General features: G+C 70.7%; 17 protein-coding genes. 6 read left to right on the plus strand and 11 right to left on the minus strand.

Annotated features, from left to right (window positions below; translation table 11 throughout):
- Positions 1–28 precede the first annotated feature (28 nt).
- Positions 29–751, minus strand: coding sequence for a ComF family protein (locus A37W_RS0118380; RefSeq protein WP_026198599.1), 723 nt, complete (start codon positions 749–751; stop codon positions 29–31).
- Positions 752–774: 23 nt separating this feature from the next.
- Here A37W_RS0118380 and A37W_RS0118385 point away from each other — a divergent pair, with 23 nt between their 5' ends.
- The 3 genes from A37W_RS0118385 to A37W_RS24600 all read left to right on the plus strand — a co-directional run bounded on the left by A37W_RS0118385 (position 775) and on the right by A37W_RS24600 (position 5,115).
- On the plus strand, positions 775–1,605 hold the full coding sequence (locus tag A37W_RS0118385) for a methyltransferase domain-containing protein (protein ID WP_018304519.1): 831 nt from the start codon (positions 775–777) through the stop codon (positions 1,603–1,605).
- Positions 1,606–1,670: 65 nt separating this feature from the next.
- The gene (gene hemH, locus A37W_RS0118390) at positions 1,671–2,729 is read left to right on the plus strand and encodes a ferrochelatase (protein WP_018304520.1); all 1,059 of its coding nucleotides are present in this window, start codon (positions 1,671–1,673) and stop codon (positions 2,727–2,729) included.
- Between the two features lie 145 nt (positions 2,730–2,874).
- Positions 2,875–5,115, plus strand: a complete 2,241-nt coding sequence (locus A37W_RS24600) for a calcium-binding protein (RefSeq protein WP_018304521.1) — start codon at positions 2,875–2,877, stop codon at positions 5,113–5,115.
- 181 nt (positions 5,116–5,296) lie between these two features.
- Here A37W_RS24600 and A37W_RS0118400 read toward each other — a convergent pair whose 3' ends face one another.
- Entirely contained in the window at positions 5,297–5,890 is a 594-nt protein-coding gene (locus tag A37W_RS0118400) for a L,D-transpeptidase (RefSeq protein WP_018304522.1), read from the minus strand.
- Positions 5,891–6,059: 169 nt separating this feature from the next.
- Here A37W_RS0118400 and dalA point away from each other — a divergent pair, with 169 nt between their 5' ends.
- Complete coding sequence (gene dalA / locus A37W_RS0118405) at positions 6,060–6,572, plus strand: divisome-associated lipoprotein DalA (RefSeq protein WP_018304523.1); 513 nt, start codon at positions 6,060–6,062, stop codon at positions 6,570–6,572.
- Between the two features lie 41 nt (positions 6,573–6,613).
- On the opposite strand, the gene A37W_RS0118410 is transcribed toward dalA, so the two are convergent.
- Both A37W_RS0118410 and A37W_RS0118415 read right to left on the minus strand, forming a co-directional pair.
- Positions 6,614–7,111 (minus strand): L,D-transpeptidase family protein, encoded by a 498-nt coding sequence (locus tag A37W_RS0118410; RefSeq protein WP_018304524.1) that lies wholly within the window; start codon positions 7,109–7,111, stop codon positions 6,614–6,616.
- Positions 7,112–7,192: 81 nt separating this feature from the next.
- Positions 7,193–8,386, minus strand: a complete 1,194-nt coding sequence (locus A37W_RS0118415; protein ID WP_018304525.1) for a class I SAM-dependent RNA methyltransferase — start codon at positions 8,384–8,386, stop codon at positions 7,193–7,195.
- Positions 8,387–8,526: 140 nt separating this feature from the next.
- On the opposite strand from A37W_RS0118415, the gene A37W_RS0118420 reads away from it, so the two are divergent.
- Positions 8,527–9,276 (plus strand): sulfite exporter TauE/SafE family protein, encoded by a 750-nt coding sequence (locus A37W_RS0118420; protein WP_018304526.1) that lies wholly within the window; start codon positions 8,527–8,529, stop codon positions 9,274–9,276.
- A 3-nt stretch (positions 9,277–9,279) separates the two neighbouring features.
- Here A37W_RS0118420 and A37W_RS0118425 read toward each other — a convergent pair whose 3' ends face one another.
- From A37W_RS0118425 to hslO, 6 genes are all read right to left on the minus strand, one after another.
- A complete protein-coding gene (locus A37W_RS0118425) occupies positions 9,280–11,145 on the minus strand; it encodes an ABC transporter ATP-binding protein (RefSeq protein WP_018304527.1) in 1,866 nt (621 codons plus the stop codon).
- Positions 11,142–13,001, minus strand: coding sequence for an ABC transporter ATP-binding protein (locus A37W_RS0118430; RefSeq protein WP_018304528.1), 1,860 nt, complete (start codon positions 12,999–13,001; stop codon positions 11,142–11,144). Before A37W_RS0118430 ends, A37W_RS0118425 begins: the two co-directional genes overlap by 4 nt.
- Positions 13,002–13,006: 5 nt before the next feature.
- Positions 13,007–14,857: an ABC transporter ATP-binding protein gene (locus A37W_RS0118435; RefSeq protein WP_018304529.1), complete on the minus strand. Its 1,851-nt coding sequence runs from the start codon at positions 14,855–14,857 to the stop codon at positions 13,007–13,009.
- Positions 14,858–15,029: 172 nt separating this feature from the next.
- Positions 15,030–16,196: a CCA tRNA nucleotidyltransferase gene (locus tag A37W_RS0118440; RefSeq protein WP_018304530.1), complete on the minus strand. Its 1,167-nt coding sequence runs from the start codon at positions 16,194–16,196 to the stop codon at positions 15,030–15,032.
- Complete coding sequence (locus A37W_RS0118445; RefSeq protein WP_018304531.1) at positions 16,187–16,798, minus strand: CoA pyrophosphatase; 612 nt, start codon at positions 16,796–16,798, stop codon at positions 16,187–16,189. The genes A37W_RS0118440 and A37W_RS0118445 overlap by 10 nt, the downstream gene beginning before the upstream one ends.
- Positions 16,785–17,792 carry an Hsp33 family molecular chaperone HslO gene (gene hslO / locus A37W_RS0118450; RefSeq protein ID WP_018304532.1) on the minus strand — a complete coding sequence of 336 codons (1,008 nt, stop codon included), beginning with the start codon at positions 17,790–17,792 and terminating at the stop codon, positions 16,785–16,787. The genes A37W_RS0118445 and hslO overlap by 14 nt, the downstream gene beginning before the upstream one ends.
- A 73-nt stretch (positions 17,793–17,865) precedes the next feature.
- On the opposite strand from hslO, the gene A37W_RS0118455 reads away from it, so the two are divergent.
- Positions 17,866–18,324 carry an NUDIX domain-containing protein gene (locus A37W_RS0118455; RefSeq protein ID WP_018304533.1) on the plus strand — a complete coding sequence of 153 codons (459 nt, stop codon included), beginning with the start codon at positions 17,866–17,868 and terminating at the stop codon, positions 18,322–18,324.
- Here the strand turns inward: A37W_RS0118455 and A37W_RS22435 are convergent.
- A complete protein-coding gene (locus A37W_RS22435; protein WP_018304534.1) occupies positions 18,291–19,115 on the minus strand; it encodes a hypothetical protein in 825 nt (274 codons plus the stop codon). The two genes, A37W_RS0118455 and A37W_RS22435, sit on opposite strands and share 34 nt — an antisense overlap.
- Positions 19,116–19,174: the final 59 nt, after the last annotated feature.

A 19,174-nucleotide genomic window follows, 5' to 3' on the forward strand; every position in this document is an offset into this window, starting at 1 on the left:
CCGCGGATGTCCGTGATTCGAGGGGAATCTAGGGTCCGCGGGTCGCTCTCGCCAGTACGAGGACGTTCACGGCCGCCGCGCCCGCCGCCAGGGCGGCGTCCGTCGCCGCGGCGAGGGTCGCGCCGGAGGTCATCACGTCGTCCACCAGAAGGACGGGCCGCCCCCGCAGCGCCATGCCCCGGCGAGGGTGCGGAGCGATGGCGCCGTCCAGCGCCCGGAACCGCGCCTCGCGGGAATGGCCGTCGAGGGCCAGCGTCCGGCGCGAGCGGACCAGCGCGTCGACCGCGACCTCGCGTCCGGTCTCGGCCCCGATCCGGCGGGCGAGCAGGGCGGCCTGGTTGTAGCGGCGCCGCCAGAGGCGGGTCCAGTGCAGCGGAACCGGGACGATGAGGGCCTCGTCAGGCAGGACCGCAGCAGCCGCCCGCGCCATCCACGCCCCCAAAGTCCGCGCCAGCTCCACCCCGTCGCCGTGCTTGAGTCGCAGGATCAGCGCCCGCCCGGCGTCGCGGTACTCCATCACCGCGACGCCGCGCGACCAGGGCCGCGCCGTCGCAAGGCAGTCGTCGCACGCCGCGCCGCCCTCCTCCGGCTCCCCCTGAAGCGGCGCGCCGCAGGCGGTGCAGGCGGTGCCGCCGATGAACCAGGCGTCCCGCCAGCACGGGCCGCACAGGGCGAAGTCGGCCTCCGTCGCCGTCCCGCAGTGGACGCAGGCCGGCGGGTAGATCGCGGCGAGAACGCTTTGCAACGACACCCGGTCCCCCTATCTCCGGCGGGATGACGACGCCCGCCCCCCTGTTCGACCGCGCCGCCCTGGCCCGGCACCGATCCCGCGCCGCGGCCTCCGGCCCCGCGCTGTTCCTGCACGAACGGGTCGCGGACGAGGTGCAGGAGAGGCTGGAAGAGGTTAACAGGACGTTCACGTCGCCGGTCGTGGTGACGCCGTGGCCCGATGTCTGGCGCGGCGCCCTGCCCGCCGCGACGATCCTCCCCGACGACGACGTCCTCGACCTCGCCGAACACGGCCACGACCTGATCGTCCACGCCCTCTGCCTGCACTGGAGCAACGATCCCGTCGGCCAGCTGATCCAGTGCCGCCGCGCCCTGCGCCCCGACGGCCTGCTGATCGCGACCCTGTTCGGCGGCGAGACGCTGTCGGGCCTGCGCGCCGCACTGGCCGAGGCGGAGGCTTCCGTCACCGGCGGCCTCTCCCCCCGCGTCGCGCCGATGGGCGAGATCCGCGCCCTCGGCGCCCTCCTGCAGCGGGCGGGCCTCGCCCTGCCGGTGGCGGACGCACAGGTGGTGGAGGTGAGCTACGCCGATCCTTTCGCGCTGATGCGCGACCTGCGCGCGATGGGCGAGACGAACGCGCTGGATCAGAGACTAAGACGACCCACCCGCCGCACCGTCCTGCTGGACGCCGCGCGCCGCTATGCCGAGGCGTTCGGCACTGCGGACGGTCGCGTTACGGCGCGGTACGAGATCGTCACCCTCACCGGCTGGGCCCCCGCCCCGGACCAGCCACAGCCGCTTCGCCCCGGCTCCGCCCGGCACAGCCTGGCCGACGCGCTGCGGGTGCCGGAGACAAAGCTGCCGCGCGACCATTGAGCGCAGGAATTGACGGGACGGCCTGGCCTGATACCTCCCACCCGGATCAGAGGAGCCTGACTGCCATGCGCGACGAGACCGTTGCCCAGCGCCCGAGCCACGCCCCGGCCGACCACCCTGCCCTGCCCCGCCGCCGCATCGGCATCCTCCTCGCCAACCTCGGCACGCCCGACGGTACCGACTACCGCTCCATACGGCGCTACCTCAGCGAGTTCCTGTCGGACCGCCGCGTCATCGACTACCCGCGCTGGAAGTGGCAGCCGCTGCTGCAGCTGGTGATCCTGTCGAAGCGTCCCTTCACCTCGGGCCGCGCCTACCGCTCCATCTGGAACGAGGAGCGCAACGAGTCGCCCCTGATGACGATCACCCGCGAGCAGACCGCCGCCCTGGCCGAGCGCCTGAAGGCGCAGCACGGCGACGCGGTCGTCGTCGACTTCTGCATGCGCTACGGCAACCCTTCAACAGCGTCGAAGGTGCGCGCCATGGTCGAGCAGGGCTGCGACCGCATCCTCTTCTTCCCGCTCTATCCGCACTATGCCGGCGCCACCTCGGCCACCGCGAACGACCAGTTCTTCCGCGCGCTGATGGACGAGACGTGGCAGCCGACCGCGCGCGTCGTGCCGCCCTACTACGACCGCCCCGACTACATCGACGCGCTCGCGCAGTCGGTGGAGCGCGCCTATGCGGCGACGGAGCGCAAGCCTCAGAAGCTGATCTGCTCCTACCACGGCCTGCCCGAGCGGTACCTGCACCAGGGCGACCCCTACCATTGCCAGTGCCGCAAGACGACGCGCCTGCTGAAGGAGCGGCTCGGCTGGACCGACGCCGAGATCGGCACCACGTTCCAGAGCCGCTTCGGCCCCGAGGAATGGCTGAAGCCCTACACCGTCGAGGAGGTCGCCCGCCTCGCAAAGGACGGCCTGCGCCGCATCGCCGTCTGCGCGCCGGCCTTCTCGGCCGACTGCATCGAGACGCTGGAGGAGATCAACGAGGAAATCCGCGAGAGCTTCCTCCATGCGGGCGGCGAGGACTTCACCTACATTCCGTGCCTGAACGACGACCCGGCCCACATCGAGGCGTTGTCGGGCGTGATCCGGGACAACCTGCGCGGCTGGCTGGACTGAGCGCGGCGCGGTCGTCCGACCTGCGGTAAGGAAAACCCGACCCTGTTGTTGATCCGCCGGTCAACAATAGATCTGGACAGAATGACGCAGGTGGAGGATAGAGCGCCATCGCCGGCCAAGGGGCCGGTTTTTCGGGAAAAATCAAATGGCTACCTTCATCGGGAAGGATAGCTGGGCCTGGGATGATCGCGATTTCATCTACGGGACCGGCTCCGCTGATGTCATCAGGCTGCTGGGCGGCAACGACACGGCCTATGGCTACGGCGGGAACGATTCGATCGACGGCGGGTACGGCAACGACTTCGTCGACGGCGGCGCGGGCAACGACACCATCCGCGGCGATTACGGCGACGACGAACTCGTCGGCGGCGCCGGGTCGGACACCATCTTCGGCGGGGCCGGGGCCGACCGGCTCTGGGGTGCGGGCTGGTACGGCGACGTCAGCGGCGACAGGGCCGACTCGCTGTACGGCGGCGACGGCTCCGACCGGTTCTATGGCGGCTCGGGCGGCGACCTGATGGACGGCGGCAACGGGGACGATGTCTTCGAGCTCGGGACCTTCGCCCAGATGACCAACGACCGGGTCTACGGCGGCGCCGGAACCGACCAGCTCCGGCTCGACTACAAGCTTGCCGACGCGGCGCTGATCGTCACCCAGCAGGACTACAAGTCCGTCATCACTCTGCCCGGGAACATCGTCGTGTCCGGGATCGAGCAGTTCCACGTGCGCGGAACCGACTTTGCCGACGTCATTACCGGCTGGAAGCACGACGACACGCTGATGGGCGGCAAGGGCGACGACCGGCTGACCGGGAACGCGGGCTTCGACGCCCTGTACGGGGCGTACGGCAACGACACCATCTTCGGCGGTTCGGGCGACGACGAGCTGTATGGCGACGACACCGGCTACTACGACTGGAGCGAGACCGGGGTCGAGGGCAACGACAGGATCTACGGCGGCCTCGGGAACGACTATGCCACCGGCGGCGCCGGCAAGGATTCGCTGTACGGCGGCGACGGCAACGACGCGATGTACGGCGAGGAAGGTAACGACCTTGTCGACGGCGACGGCGGCAACGACACCCTGATGGGCGGCACTGGCGCCGACAAGGTGTACGGCGAGAACGGCGACGACCGGCTCTTCTCCGAGGGCTTCCTCGGCGAGGACAAGGAGGTGTCGGTGGACAGCCTGTTCGGCGGCGCGGGGAGCGACGAGATGTGGGCCGGCGTCGGCGACTACGTCGCGGGCGGCACCCATGTCGGGACGATCGACCTCGCCCAGCTGAACTTCGACTGGCTCGCCCCCAGCCATGCCCACTACGCGACCGGCGTGACCTACGACCTGTCGACGCAGGGCCAGACGATCGTGACGCTGGCCAATGGAACCCGCGTCGGCGAGATCGAACGGCTCGTCTTCCACGGTGGGGCCGGTCAGGACAACGTGACGGGCGCTAGCCTGGAAGATCGGCTCTACGGTGGCCTGGGCAACGACGTCCTGCGGGGTCTCGGCGGGTCGGACTGGCTCGAGGGCGGGCCGGGCCGCGACACGCTGTACGGCGGCGACGGCGACGATACGTTCGAGGACTACGACGAGTACGGCGCACCCGGCAGCACCGACACAATGTACGGCGGTGCGGGGGACGACGTTTTCCACGACGGCACCGGTGCGGATTCCCTGTTCGGGGACAGCGGGAACGACCTGTTCTACATGGGCGCGTACCTGCGGGACGAGGACTACCTGGGCGACCGGGTCGAAGGCGGGAGCGGTTACGACACCGCGAACTACATCGATGCCGATGCCTCGGTCGTGATCGACCTGTCGAACCAGTCGAAGAACGCCGGTTCTGCCGTGGGCGACCGCCTGAACTCGATCGAGCGCATCATCGGCTCGCTGCACGACGACCAGCTGTTCGGCAACGGCGGAGCGAACGCGCTGGACGGCAGCGGGAGCGACGACCGTCTCGACGGGCGCGGCGGCGACGACATCCTGATCGGGGGCGGCGGCGCCGACGAGGTCACGGGTGGCGCCGGTGCGGACCTGTTCGTGCTGGAGCACAATGCCTTGGCGTTCGAGACGTACTGGCCGCACGACACGTTCACCGACTTCACCCGGGGGACGGACAAGCTCGCCGTACTGGAGACCGCCTTCGGCGTGGACGAGATTACGTTCAAGCTTCAGAACAACACGACGGGGATCTCGACCGCGACAGGCCCGACCTTCGTATTCGAGACCGACGACTCGCGGCTATGGTTCGATGCCGACGGCAAGGGGATCGACACGGATGGCGACGGGATCATCGACACCAACCAGGACCCGGTTCTGATCGCGACGTTGCTTGGCATCACCGCGCTCACCAAGGCAGACTTCGGCTTCTTCGAGAGCTGACGAACGGGCGGGGCGGTCCGAAAGGTGCCGCCCCGACCCTCCAACCGCCGTCACGAGCAACGATCAGATCGACCTGGACCGGAGTCGGTCGATCCGGCAATGGCTGCGGTCGCAGCAATCGGGCCGAGCGATTGGCCCGCTCCTGCAGGCCATCGGCGGGTCGATCCGCCAGGCAGCCCCGTCAGATCAGCTGCACCTGCGTGCCGACGTTGGCAAAGCCGAACAGTTCGGTGATGTGCTCGTTGTAGAGGCCGATGCAGCCGTTGGACGAGCGGCGGCCGATCTTGCGCGTGTCGTGGGTGCCGTGGATCCGGTAGTACTGCCACGACAGGTACAGGGCGTAGGGGCCGAGCGGGTTCATCGGATCGCCGCCCTCGACGAATTCCGGCCATTCGGGATTGCGCTCGCGCATCGACGGGGTCGGACGCCACGGCGGCGCGACGACCTTCTGCGTCACCTCGGTGCGGCCCCGGCGGGTCAGCTCCTCGGTCAGCGGGACGGAGGTCGGGTAGAGGCGGTAGATGCTCTCGTCCTCGGACCAGTAGTGCAGCGCGCGGCAGGTGATGTCGACGAGGATCACGCCGCCCTGCAGGGTGTCGAAATGGTCGCGCCAGTTCAGCATCCGGAAGCCGGAGACGTTGCGCTGGACCGCGTCGAGGTCCGATTCGAACTCGGTCGAATTGGCCTGCTGCGCGATCGCAGGCGCGGCGAGCGTGGCGGCGCCGGCGGCGAGGAAGAGACGCCGGTTGAGGCGGGAGGGGTCGGATGGGGCCATGAAAGGACGCTCCGGATGTAGGGGGAGGATCGGGATTGCCGTCTGGTAGGATGCGCCCCCCGCGCGCGCAATTCAAACCCGCGTCATGTCGGCGCATCGCCGCCGTTCCGTGTTTGAAGTGCCGCAAGGCCGGCGCTATGGAGGGCGCGGTTTTCACGAGGTGACGACGATGCGGCGACGCGAGCTTCTGGCCGGCCTTTCTGCCCTTTCGATCCTTGCGGCCTGTGGCGCGCCCGCCGGGCGCATCGGCGCGGACGGTCTGCCGGTGCGGCAGGTTTACCGGATCACCCCCGAGGACGAGCAGCAGATTCCGTACCGCGTTCTGGACGGCGTCAACACGCTGCGCCAGGCCGCGGGCCGGTCTCCGCTGTCGCTGGACGCGCAGTTGACCGCGGCCGCGGCGACCCACAGCCAGGACATGGCGCGGCAGAACCGGCCGTGGAACTTCGGCTCGGACGGGTCCTCCGCGCTCGACCGGATTCGGCGCGTGGGCTACCAGGGCGGCCTCGTGGGCGAGGCGATCGCCGAGACCTACGAGACCGAACTCGAGACGCTGGCGGCTTGGATGGAAAACCCGCTGACCCGGGACGTCGTGCTCGACCCGACCGCCCGGAGGCTCGGCGTGTCGTGGTTCCAGGAGCCGGCGGGCAAGATCTGGTGGACGATGGTGATCGGCAGCTGAGGGCGATCGGGAGCGGACGCTCCCGACCCGTCGTCGGGCGGTCAGGCGTACAGGAAGATCGGCGTCCCGTCGTTCACCATCGCGTAGACTTCCTCGATTTCGTCGTTCTGGATGGCGACGCAGCCGGCGGTCCAGTCGCGCTTGCCCACCATTTCGGTCGGGGTGCCGTGGATGAAGATGTCGCCGCCCGGATCGCGGCCCATCTCGTGGGCGCGGGCGCGGTCACGATCGTTGGGGTACGAGATGCCGATCGACAGGTGATAGGCCGAGTTCGGGTTGCGCCGGTCGATCCAGTACTGCCCCTCGGGCGTCTTGCCGTCACCCTTGACCTGCTTGTGGCCGACGGGCGCGAAGCCCAGCTCGAACCGCAGCGCCTTGAGCGCGGTCTGGCCGTTGAACAGCAGAAGCTGGCGCTGGGATTTCAGCGCGATCAGGCTGGTCACGGTCGGCCCGTTATACTCCAGAAACTTGCTGCCACTGCTGCAGCCGGCGAGACCCAGAAGGCCGCCGGCGACGAGCGCCCTGCGCGAGATGTTCATGTTATTGCACTGCCTCGGTGCGTTCCCTCGTTGGTGCGACTCGATAGCGAAAATCGCGCCTCCGGCATAGCCGGTTATCCGTCACTGGATCGTGAAGCGTGTCGCGATTTCCACATGGTCGGACCAGCGGAACTGGTCGATGACCTGCACCCGGCCCAAGGCGTAGCCTGCCGCGACCAGCTGTTCGGCATCGCGCGCGAAGGTGACGGGGTTGCACGAGACCATCGCGACGTGCGGTACCCGGGCGGCCGCGATCTCGGCCACCTGCGCCTCGGCCCCGGCGCGGGGCGGGTCGAGGACGACGGCGTCGAAGGCCCCGAGCTCGTCCCGCAACAGGGGACGGCGGAACAGGTCCCGCGCCTCGGTGGTCACGCGCTTCGGGCCCGGCGCCTCGCGCCAGCCGCGGTCGAGCGCGGCCAGCATCGGCGCGGCGCCCTCCACCGCGTGCACCTCGGCCGCCTCCGCCAGCGGCAGCGTGAAGGTCCCGCACCCGGCGAACAGGTCGGCGACCCGGCGCGCGCCCTTCGTCGCGTCCAGCACCTCGGCCACCAGCGCCACCTCGCCTTCGCGCGTGGCCTGCAGGAACGCACCCGGCGGCGGCACCACGAGGGCGGGGCCCATCCGCTGCGCCGGCGGGCGGCGCTGGGCCACCGGCTCGTCGCCCCAGGTCAGCCGCGCGAGGTCGTGCGCTTCGGCCAGCGCGCCGAGGTCCGAGCGCAGGGTGTCGTCCAGCGCCCTCTCCGTTTCGACGAGGATGTCGGCGCCCCCCTCGCTCCACGTCACCGTCAGGCCCGCCTCGCCGCGGCGGGAGGCGGCGAGGCGCGCGAGCGCCTCCAGCGCCGGGCGCACGGCGACGATCTGCGGCAGCACGAGGCGGCAGTCCGGCGTGTCGATCACGGTGTCAGAGCCGCGGGCGTGGAAGCCGACCATCGCGCCGGACTTCGTCCGCCGCCCGGCGAACCGCGCCCGCCGCCGCGAATCGGGCGGCGAGGTCAGGGTCGCGCCGACCTCCGCCTCGATCCCCCGCGCCGCCAGCGCCCGCACCACGACCTCGCGCTTCCAGTCGGCGACGAACGCGTCGGAGGCATGCTGCAGTGCGCAGCCGCCGCAGGTGCGGTAGTGCCGGCAGGGCGGCGCGACGCGGTCGGGCGAAGGCGTGACGATCCGCACGACATCTTCGGCCAGAGCGACGTCCTCGCCCGGCAGGACACGCGGCACCAGCGTGCCGTCGTCGCAGCGCCCGAGGGCCTGCCGGGTGAGGGAACGGACGAGCATGGCCCGCCTGTCCCCCGGGCGGGCGCCGCTGTCAATCGTGGGCGCAATGGCACGGATTGGCGATACCGGTGGTCCCGGCGCGTGGCACTTGCCGGGCGGATGGGGCAAAGGTGCCGGCGGACCCGGAACGGAGACGAACCTTGATCGACTGGACGGCCTTGCCGGCGGTGGTCGCCGCGATGATCGCGGGCGGCCTGTTGAAGGGCGCGACAGGCGCGGGGGCGCCGGTCGTGGCGGTGCCGGTGCTGGCGCTGTTCTATGACGTGCAGTTCGCGGTGGCGCTGTTCGTCATCCCCAACTTCTGCTCGAACGCGTGGCAGGGCTGGACCTACCGCGCCGCCGTCACCGACCGCCGCCTCGCCCTGCTGTTCGCGGCCAGCGGCCTCGTCGGCGCCGGCGTCGGGACCGTGATGCTGGTGAACCTGCCCTCCGGCCTGCTGATCGGCGCCGTCGCCCTCGCAGTCCTGCTCTACATCGGCTTTCGCATCGCGCGTCCGGACTGGACGCTCCCGCGCGAGACCGGCCGCCGGCTCGCCGTGCCCGCGGGGCTGCTGGGCGGTGTGCTGCAGGGGGCGGCCGGCATCTCGGCCCCCGCCTCGATCACCTTCCTCAACGCCATGCGGCTGGACCGGGAGGAGTTCATCGGCACCATCTCGCTCTTCTTCATGGCGATGTGCCTGGTGCAGATCCCGCTGCTCAGCGCCTACGGCCTGCTGACGCCGCATGTCGCGCTGCTGGGGCTGTTGGCGATGATCCCGCTGTTCGGGGCGATGCCGGTGGGCGCCTGGATGGCGCGGCACGTGTCGCGCGCGGCGTTCGACCGGATCGTCCTCGGCCTTCTCGGCATCCTGTCGCTGCGCCTGCTGGCCGAGGCGACGGGCCTGTGGTGAGGGCTACTCCGCCGCGCTGGCGGCCGGGATGAACCCGCCCGACTGCCGGTTCCAGTAGCGGGCATAGACGCCGCCAGAGGCGAGCAGGTCCTCGTGCGTCCCCTGCTCCACGATGCGCCCGTCCTCGAGCACGATGATCCGGTCCATCCGCGCCAGCGTCGACAGGCGGTGCGCGATGGCGATCACCGTCTTGCCCTCCATCGCGCCCTCGAGCGCGCGCTGGATCGACGCCTCGACCTCGCTGTCGAGGGCGGAGGTCGCCTCGTCCAGCACCAGGATCGGCGCGTCCTTGAGGAACGCCCGCGCCAGCGCGACCCGCTGCCGCTGGCCACCCGACAGCTTCACCCCCCGCTCGCCCAGATGCGCGTCATAGCCGGTGCGCCCCTTGTGGTCCTTCAGCGACAGGATGAAGTCGTGCGCCTCGGCCCGCTCCGCCGCGGCCTCGACCTCGGCGTCCGTCGCGTCCGGCCGGCCGTAGCGGATGTTGTCGCGGGCCGAGCGGTTGAACATCGCCGTCTCCTGCGTGACCATCGCGATCTGCCGCCGCAGACTCTCCTGCGTGACGTCGCGCACGTCCTGCGATCCGACGAGAATGCGCCCTTTCTCCACGTCGTAGAGCCGCAGCAGCAGCGACACGAGCGTCGACTTGCCCGCGCCGCTGGCGCCGACGACGCCGACCTTCTCGCCGGGGGCGATCGTCAGGTCGACATCCTCGATCCCGCCCTCGTGCCGGCCGTAGCTGAAGCTGACATGGTCGAACCGGATACCGGCGGCGTCCGTCAGCTCCACCGCGTCCGCCCTGTCGGTCAGCGTCCAGGCGGGCGACAGCGTGCGCATCCCGTCCTCGACCTCGCCGACGTTGGCGTAGATGCCCATCAGCGTGAAGCTGACCCAGCCGGTCATCTGGGCGATCCGCAGCGCCACGGTGCCGGTGGCCGCGATGTCGCCCGCGCTGGCCTGCCCGTTGCTCCACATCCACAGGGTGGAGCCGACGAGGATCACCGGCAGGATGCCCGCGATCACCGACAGGAACAGCCGGAAGCCGGTCGCGACGGTGCCGAAGTCCAGCGTCCGCTCGCGGTAGCCGCGCATCGCGCCGATGGCGGCCTCGTCCTCGTGGTCGGCGTGGGCGAACAGCTTGACGGTCCGCATGTTGGTGATCGTGTCGACCACCTGCCCCGTCACCACCGCCCGCGCCGACGCCCGCGCCTCGGCCCGGACCCGCACGCGCGGGATGAAGAACCGGATGAACAGGACGTAGCCGACCATCCACACCGTGAGCAGCCCGGCCGCCACCGGATCGACCGACAGGACGAGGACCGCCGTCGCGACGATGGAGGCGAGCGCGAAGACGACCGTGTTGATCGTCTCGGTCGCCACCTCGGTGATCGCGCGGCTGACCTGCATCTGCTTCTGCGCGATCCGCCCGGCGAAGTCGTTGTCGAAGAACGTGACCGCCTGCCCCAGCGTCCAGCGGTGCAGCCGCGACAGGACCAGCGTCGTCAGGTTCGGCTGCAGCGCGAGGGACTGGATCGCCGAGGACAGGCCGAAGGTCAGCGGCCGGATCGCGATGAGGAAGACCGCGATGCCGAGGAACAGCCAGCCGTTCTCGGCCAGCATTCTATCAGGGCCGCTACTGAGGGCGCTGTCGATCACGAGGCCGAGGAAGAAGGCCGAGATCACCTCGGCCGTGCCCGCGATGGCCGACACGATGCCGGCGACGAAGAGCCCCCGCCCCGACCCCGCCAGCGCCCAGGCGAAGAACGCCCACAGCTGGCCCGGCGGCGCGCGGTCCGTTGACGCGAAGGCCGGGATCAGCCCGGCCAGCCGCTTCAATCCCGTGCGCTGCGGATCGGCGACCTCGCTCACTCGGCCGCCTCCTTCGCCAGGAAGCCGCCCGACTGGCGCCGCCACAGCCGCGCATACAGGCCATCCTCGGCCAGCAGCGCGTCGTGCGGCCCGTCCTCGATGATCCGCCCGGCGCGCATGACCACGATCCGGTCCATGTGCGCGATGGTGGACAGGCGGTGCGCGATGGCGATGACGGTCTTGCCTTCCATCATCTCGTACAGCGTCTCCTGGATGGCGGCCTCGACCTCGCTATCTAGGGCGCTCGTCGCCTCGTCTAGGATCAGGATCGGCGCGTCCTTCAGGATCACGCGAGCGAGGGCGATCCGCTGCCGCTGACCGCCCGACAGCTTCACCCCCCGCTCGCCCACATGGGCGTCGAAGCCGGTGCGCCCCTTGGGGTCCTCCAGCGTGCGGATGAAGTCGAGCGCTTCCGCCTTCTCGGCGGCCGCGATCATCTCCGCCTCGGTCGCGTCGGGCCGGCCGTAGAGGAGGTTGGCGCGGACCGAGCGGTGAAGCAGGCTCGAATCCTGCGTCACCATGCCGATCGCCTGCCGCAGGCTCGACTGCCGGACGGTCGCGATGTCCTGCCCGTCGATCTCGATTCTGCCCGCCTCGGCGTCGCGGAACCGCAGCAGCAGGTTGACGAGCGACGACTTGCCCGCCCCGGACGGCCCGACGAGGCCCACACGCTCGCCCGGCGCGATGTCGAGGTCGATGCCGTCGAGCCCGCCCCAGCCGCGCCCGTAGTGGTGGGTCAGCCCGCGGATGCGGATCGAGCCCTTGTCCACCTTCAGCGCCGGCGCGCCCGGTTTGTCGGTCACCGTCAGCGGCACCGCGATGCTCTCCAGCCCCTCGCGCATTGTGCCGATATGCTCGAACAGACGCACCGTCATCCACATGATGAACACGGTCATCGTGTTCAGCCGCAGCGCCATCGCCACAGCCGCCGCCACCTCGCCGATGGTGATCGTGCCGGCGGACCACAGCCACAGCGCGGGAGCGACGACCGCCAGCAGCGCGGCGGAGTTGAACGCCGCCAGTGCGCCCTGCATCTCGCCGAACAGCCGCATCAGCGCGCCGAAGCGCAGCCGCATCCGGACCATGCCGGAACGCGCGAAGGCCTCTTCCCGCTCGGCATGGGCGAACAGCTTCACCGTCTCGATGTTGGTGTAGGCATCGACCACGCGGCCCGTGACCATCGAGTTGGAGTGGCTGAACTTCTCGCCCAGCTTGCCCGCCCGCGGCGCGAGCCACAGCGCGAACCAGACGAAGGCCGCGATCCACAGGGCGAGGGGCAGTGCCAGCCGCCAGTCGAGACCCGCCAGCAGGATCAGCGTCACGGCGGCGAAGGCGATGGCCTGCCAGAACCCCTCGAAGAGGATGAAGGACGTGTCCTCTACCGCGACGCCGGTGTTCATCACCCGGTTCGCCAGCCGCCCGGCGAAATCGGACTGGAAGAATCCGACCGGCTGCGCCAGCAGCAGGCGGTGCGACCGCCACCGCGACTGCGGCAGCATGTTGGTCGAGATGCCCGAGAACAGGATCGCCCCGTTCAGTCCCACCGCGATCGGCCGCAGCAGGAGGAGGAGGACGCCGGCCAGCACCAGCTCGCCGCCGTGGTCGGCCCAGAACGTCTCCGGCCCGGCCGCCATCAGGTCCACGATGCGCCCGGCGTACCAGATCAGCCCCAGCTCCAGCGCCGCCACGACGGTGCCGACGAGGGCGGCGAGGATCAGGATCGTCCGGAACGGCCGCAGATGCTCCATCAGGAACGCCATCGCGCTCTTCTTCGGGGGCGTGCGGGGCACGTCGGCGAACGGATCGACGCGGGCCTCGATCCAGGCGTAGAGCCTGTCGTTCAGTCGCTTCAGCATGTCGGTCACTCCGCCGCTTCGGCCGTGTCGTCGCCGAGGAACCCGCCCGACTGCCGCGCCCAGAGGCGGGCATAGAGGCCGCCGCGCTGCAGCAGCGCGTCATGGCTGCCGTCCTCGACGATCCGCCCCGCTTCCATCACCACGATCCGGTCCATCCGGGCGATGGTGGACAGCCGGTGCGCGATGGCGATCACCGTCTTGCCCTCCATCATCCGGTAGAGTGTGTCCTGGATCGCCGCCTCGACCTCGGAATCGAGCGCGCTCGTCGCCTCGTCGAGGATCAGGATCGGCGCGTCCTTGAGGATCACCCGCGCCAGCGCGACCCGCTGCCGCTGGCCGCCCGACAGCTTGACCCCGCGCTCGCCGACGCGGGCGTCGTAGCCCCGGTTGCCGTCGCTGTCCTCCAGCTGCAGGACGAAGTCGTGCGCCTCGGCCCGTTGCGCGGCGGCGATCACCTCGGCCTCGGTCGCGTCGGGGCGGCCGTAGAGAATGTTCTCGCGGACCGAGCGATGCAGCAGCGCCGTGTCCTGCTGCACCATCCCCATCGCCTGCCGCAGGCTGTCCTGCGTGACGCTGGCGATGTCGGTGCCGTCGATCTCGATCCGGCCCGCCTCGGGCGCGTAGAACCGCAGGAGCAGCTTGACGAGGGTCGATTTCCCCGCGCCGGACGGGCCGACGATGCCCAGCTTCTCGCCCGCCTTCACGGACAGCTCGATCCCCTCGATCCCGCCATGGTCCAGGCCGTAGCGATGGGTCAGCCCGCGCACGTCGATCCGCCCCTGGGTCAGTTTCAGCGGCCGCGCGCCGGGCGCGTCGGTCAGGGACAGCGGCTGCGCGATGGTCATCATCCCCTCGCGGATCACGCCGAGGTTCTGCACCAGGTTCGTGGCCGCCCACATGATCCAGTAGGTCATGTTGTTCAGCCGCAGCACCAGCGCCGACGCCGCCGCCACCGCGCCGATGGTGGTCTGGCCGACGAACCACAGCCACAGCGCCAGCCCGATGGAGCCGACGATCAGCGCGCCGTTCAGCGCGGTCAGCGTCACGTCCATCCGGAACAGGATGCGCATCTCGCGGAAGAAAGCATGCCGCGCCGTCTCGATCGCCTCGCGCGCATACTCGATCTCGCGGTCGTGGTGGGCGAACATCTTGACCGAGTGGATGTTGGTGTAGCTGTCCACCACCCGGCCCGTGATGACAGAGCGCGCCTCGGACGCGGCGGTGGAGGCCGGTCCGGCCCGCCGCAGGGTCCAGCGCATCAGCAGGGCGTAGCACACGGTCCAGATCGCGAGCGGCACCAGCAGGATGGGGTCCGCCCCGCCCAGCAGCACGACCGCCCCGATCAGCGTGGAGACGGCGAAGGTCACGGCGTCCAGCACCTGGAACACCGCCTCGCCCGCTGCGGGCGGGGTCTGCATGATCCGGTTCGCCAGCCGACCGGCGAAGTCGTTCTCGAACCAGCCGACCGGCTGGCGCAGCACGTGCCGGTGCGACCGCCAGCGGATCAGCGTGCCGAGGTTCGGCGTGATGGAGTTGTTGAGCAGGCCGACATCGACGGCAGCCACGATTGGCCGGACGATCAGGATCAGCGCGGCGACGAGGATGAACTCTCCCCGGTAGGTCGCCCACACCTCGGCCGGCGTGCCGCCGTTCAGGAGGTCGATCAGCCGGCCGACGTACCAGACGATGGCGACGTCGCCGAACGCGACCGCCGCCTTGAACAGGATCGCGGCCAGGAACACGCCGCGGAACGGCGCGAGGTACTGGCGGAGGAACGGCCACAGCTGCGTGGGCGGCGTGTCTACCTCGTCATAACGGACGTACGGGTCGACGAGAGTCTCGAAGAAGCGGAACATTGGAGGCCCCGGAAATGGCGGGATTGGGCATGACGGATGACGGCGGGCGCGGGGGCCGGCCGTCCTTCAGCAGGATCGGCGCGGTCAGCCGCGCGGGTAGGCGATCCTGAGCTGATCCATCGTGTGCCCTCCAAGGTTCACGCGACTTCCCTAGACGAGTTGATTGCGCTTGTCACGCATCTTCATCCGGCAGGGCGAGAAGCCGCTCGCGGATCAGGGTGAAGCCGCTGTCGATCCACGCCCGCTCCAGCTGCGCCAGACGCGCGCCGATGGCCGCGCCCTGCAGGTCGGGCGGCAGGTCGGCGGCGGCAACGGGGAAGGTCCGCGCGGCGCCGTTCTGCACGGTTTCGCCTGATACAGGGTCTGGTTCGGCCCCCCGCATCGCGAGGTCCAGCGCCAGCGCCCGCAGTCCGTCCTCGGCCCCCAGCCGATAGCCCAGCTCCGCCGCGCCGGCGCCCGAGGCGGCGGCCTCGGACAGACGCGCCAGACGCCTGGCGTCCGCCTTCGACAGCCGCAGACGGTCCGGCAGATCCTCGCCGCCGAGCGCCGCGAGGCGGGCGATCGGGTCCGGCGGCAGGCCGAGGCGCGATTCGACATGCACCAGCGGCGCCAGCGTCAGCGCCCCGGCGCCGGGCGCGACGCGCAGCAGAACGCCGCAGGCCGCCATCGACGCGACCGCCGGGGCCGGGTCCGGCGCGGCGAGCAGCTTCAGCATCTCCGCCCCGATCCTCTCGCGCGAGAGCGTCTCGATCCCCTCGGCCAGTTCGGCGCACGCCGCAAAAGCCTCCGCCTCGATCCCGCCCTCCGGGTCGGCGTACCAGGCGTGGAAGCGGAAGAAGCGCAGGATGCGGAGGTAATCCTCGCAGATCCGGTCGTGCGGATTGCCTATGAACCGCACCCGCCGCGCGGCGAGGTCGGGGAGCCCGCCGACCGGGTCCGTCACCTGCCCGTCCGCGTCGGCATACAGCGCGTTCATCGTGAAGTCGCGCCGCCGCGCATCCTCCTCCAGCGAGCCGGAGAACGCCACCACGGCCCGCCGCCCGTCCGTCTCGACGTCGCGGCGAAAGGTCGTGACTTCGAACCCCTGCCCGTCCGCGACGACCGTCACCGTGCCGTGCTCGATTCCCGTCGGCACCGCCTTCAGCCCGGCGCCCTTTGCAACCTCCATCACCCGCTCGGGCACCGCGTCCGTCGCGATATCGACGTCTGTCGCCGCCGCGCCGAGGACGGCGTTGCGCACGCAGCCGCCGACGAAGAACGCCTGGTGCCCGGCGCCGACCAGCGCCCGCATCACCGCGAGCGCCCCGCGCGAGGTCAGCCACTCCGCCTCTACCCGCATCGCGCCATCCTGTCCGCCAGCCCCCGCAGCATCCGCGCCGTCGCGCCCCAGATGTAGTAGGGCCCGTACGGCACCGCAAAATAGTGGCGCCGCCGGCCTTGCCAGCGCCGACCCTCGATCCGGTAGTTCGCGGCGTCCATGAGGAAGGAGAGCGGCACGCGGAACACCTCCTCCACCTCGCCGATTTCGGGCCGCGGGTCGAAGGGGCGGATCACCCGGCCAACGACGGGCGTGACGGTGAAGGAGGTCACCGTCTCGTGCGGCGGCAGGGTGCCAAGCACCTCCACCGCGTCCCGCGGCAGGGCGATCTCCTCCTCCGCCTCGCGCAGCGCGGCGGCTACGGCGGAACCGTCCCCCGGCTCCTGCTTGCCGCCGGGAAAGGCGATCTGGCCGGGATGGTGCTTGAGGTGGTTGGCTCGCTTGGTGAGGTAGACGTCCAGGCCCTGCGACCCCTCCGCCAGCGCCATCAGAACCCCGGCGGAGCGCAGCGCCCGCCCTTCGGGCGCAGCGATGCCGGGGTTCAGATCGAAGTCCGACGAGTCCTCGCCGGGCAGCGCGAGGGCCGCCCGGACGAGGCTCAGCTGGTCGTCACTGGTCGGCATCGGGGCCGAGGCCGCCGTTCTCGGCCTCGAACCCCAGCGTCTCGGGCGCGAACTCGTAATGCGCTCCGCAGAACTGGCAGTCGGCGGTGACGATGCCGTCGTCGGTCGTCATGTGGCCGATGTCCTTGGCCGAGTAGATCGACAGGCTCTGCCGGACCTTGTCCGCCGAGCAGGTGCAGCCGAACTCCACCGCCTGCGGATCGAACACGCGCGGCCCTTCCTCGTGGAACAGACGCACCAGCAGCTCGGTGGGCTGCACCGTCGGCCCCACCAGCTCCAGCGCGTCGACGGTATCGAGGAGGAGGTTGGCCCGCGACCAGTTCTCGCCCTCCTCGCCGCTCAGCACGTCGGAGGCGCCCAGCAGGCCGCCCTCGCCCGACCCGCCGCCGGACATCAGCGGCGAGGCCTTGGGCATGTGCTGCAGCATCACGCCGCCGGCGCGCCACGCCTCGGCCTGGCCCGGAGAGCGGGCCTCGCCGAAGGCGAGCTCGAACCGGGTCGGCAGCTGCTCGGACTGGGCGAAGTAGGTCTCGGCACAGGCCGACAGCGACCCGCCGGACAGCGGCGTGATGCCCTGGTAGGGCGTCGTTCCCGCGCCCTGGTCGATCAGGATCGCGAAGTAGCCCTTGCCGATCTGCGGAAAGCCCGGACCGGTCGGATCCAGCCGCTCCTCGTCGTAGCTCGCCCAGGCGCGGATGCGCCCCGGCTCGCCCTCGGCGGCCGGGGCGTAGTAGTCCGTCGCGATCAGCCGCGCCGGCCCGTCGCCGCGCACCTGCAGTGACAGCTTCCACCGCAGCTTGATCGTCTGCCCGATCATCGCCGTCAGCAGCGCCACCTCGGCCACCAGCGCCTCGATCGCCGGCGGGTAGTCGTGCTGACGCAGCACGCGCTCTAGCACGCCGTCGAGACGGGCGATGCGGCCGCGGATGTCCGAGGCGTCGAGCTGGAATGGCAGGACGGTGTCGTCCCAGGCGATACGGGAGCCGAGGGTCATGGCGTTGCCTGTGATGTCGGGATTATTGGATACCCGAGCCCATATAGGGCAGCAAGGAACGGGCGGAAGAGGCATGAGACGGATCGGCGAGAGCGTGCGGCCGGACATCCGCTACGGCAGGCGGCCCGGGGCCTACGCGATCCTGCTGCGCGGCGACGACGTGCTGCTGACCCTGCAGGAGGGGGAGGATCCGGTGCCTCAGCTGCCCGGCGGCGGCATCGACCCGGGCGAGCAGGTTCTGCCCGCCCTGCACCGCGAGGTGATGGAAGAAACCGGCTGGAGCATCGCCGCGCCCCGCCGCCTCGGCGCGTTCCGCCGCTTCAACTGGATGCCGGACTACGGCCGATGGGCCGAGAAGATCTGCCAGGTCTACCTCGCCCGCCCCGTCCGCCGCGTCGGTCCGCCGACCGAGCCGGGACATCACGCGGTCTGGATGCCCCTCGCTGACGCGGCGCGCGAACTGGACCCGCGCCTCGGCCGGCACTTCCTGCAGGCCCTTCAGGCCGGAAAGTCCCGCCCCTCGACGAGATGACCGTAGAGTGCCGTCAGGATCGAGATCCCCAGCATCAGGCTGAACCAGTTCGCCGCCAGCTGCAGCGCGAGGCCCGGCCAGCCGCTGCCGAACACCGCCGGCACGACCAGCGACAGGCCGAGCGCGATCAGCCCCAGCAGCAGCGCCGCGGCAAAGATCGGCCCCGCCGCCGGCTGCGTCGCGCGCCAGCTGTCGCCGAGGCCGAAGGCCTGCCCCACCGCCCGCGCCGGCAGGACGAGGCCGAGGCGCAGCCACATCCACGACAGGACGGCCGGGATGACGACGCTGAGCGCGAAGACCACGATCTGCGAGACAAGACTGTCGGGCCGCTGCAGCGCCGGCGCCGCGACGAGGCCGAGGACCATCGACAACGGAATTGCCGCGAGCACGACCAGCAGGCCCAGCAGGATCGTCCGCCCCGCATAGCCGAGGATCGTGCCGCCCCGGACCGGCGGCACGAGGCCGGGCGCCTCCTCCACCAGCACGTAGCGGTGCCACGCCACCGCGATCCAGGCCGAGACCAGCAGGATCACCGCGAGATGGACGAACAGCAGGATGCCGACCCGCATCATCATCGCCGCCGCTTCAGGGTCGGAGTCGGTCGGCAGCGTCGCCATCGCGTAGAACGAGTAGGGCGCCACCAGCGCCCCCGCCGGCGAGAAGCCCAGCGCCAGGCCGGCGAGGATGATTCCGATCAGCGCGATCGCCAGCGGCCCGATCGACACGGCCAGCGCCGCGCCGAAATTGCGGAACAGCAGCACGATGCTGTGCCTAACGATGCGCCACCCCATCGCGGCCTCCCCTTCCCATTGCCCCGCCAAGGTCGGGGCCGCGGCGGCGCGCGTCAATC

The sequence above is a fragment of the Wenxinia marina DSM 24838 genome, from assembly GCF_000379485.1.
GTDB classification, from domain to species: domain Bacteria; phylum Pseudomonadota; class Alphaproteobacteria; order Rhodobacterales; family Rhodobacteraceae; genus Wenxinia; species Wenxinia marina.

Bases quoted from the DNA above. Each gene is read 5' to 3' on its own strand.
- A37W_RS0118410 (WP_018304524.1), bottom strand. From the start codon at position 7,111: ATGAACATCTCGCGCAGGGCGCTCGTCGCCGGCGGCCTTCTGGGTCTC.
- hemH (WP_018304520.1), top strand. From the start codon at position 1,671: ATGCGCGACGAGACCGTTGCCCAGCGCCCGAGCCACGCCCCGGCCGAC.
- A37W_RS0118430 (WP_018304528.1), bottom strand. From the start codon at position 13,001: ATGCTGAAGCGACTGAACGACAGGCTCTACGCCTGGATCGAGGCCCGC.
- A37W_RS0118445 (WP_018304531.1), bottom strand. From the start codon at position 16,798: ATGCCGACCAGTGACGACCAGCTGAGCCTCGTCCGGGCGGCCCTCGCG.
- A37W_RS0118385 (WP_018304519.1), top strand. From the start codon at position 775: ATGACGACGCCCGCCCCCCTGTTCGACCGCGCCGCCCTGGCCCGGCAC.
- A37W_RS0118435 (WP_018304529.1), bottom strand. From the start codon at position 14,857: ATGTTCCGCTTCTTCGAGACTCTCGTCGACCCGTACGTCCGTTATGAC.
- hslO (WP_018304532.1), bottom strand. From the start codon at position 17,792: ATGACCCTCGGCTCCCGTATCGCCTGGGACGACACCGTCCTGCCATTC.
- A37W_RS22435 (WP_018304534.1), bottom strand. From the start codon at position 19,115: ATGGGGTGGCGCATCGTTAGGCACAGCATCGTGCTGCTGTTCCGCAAT.
- A37W_RS0118440 (WP_018304530.1), bottom strand. From the start codon at position 16,196: ATGCGGGTAGAGGCGGAGTGGCTGACCTCGCGCGGGGCGCTCGCGGTG.
- A37W_RS0118455 (WP_018304533.1), top strand. From the start codon at position 17,866: ATGAGACGGATCGGCGAGAGCGTGCGGCCGGACATCCGCTACGGCAGG.
- A37W_RS24600 (WP_018304521.1), top strand. From the start codon at position 2,875: ATGGCTACCTTCATCGGGAAGGATAGCTGGGCCTGGGATGATCGCGAT.
- dalA (WP_018304523.1), top strand. From the start codon at position 6,060: ATGCGGCGACGCGAGCTTCTGGCCGGCCTTTCTGCCCTTTCGATCCTT.
- A37W_RS0118415 (WP_018304525.1), bottom strand. From the start codon at position 8,386: ATGCTCGTCCGTTCCCTCACCCGGCAGGCCCTCGGGCGCTGCGACGAC.
- A37W_RS0118400 (WP_018304522.1), bottom strand. From the start codon at position 5,890: ATGGCCCCATCCGACCCCTCCCGCCTCAACCGGCGTCTCTTCCTCGCC.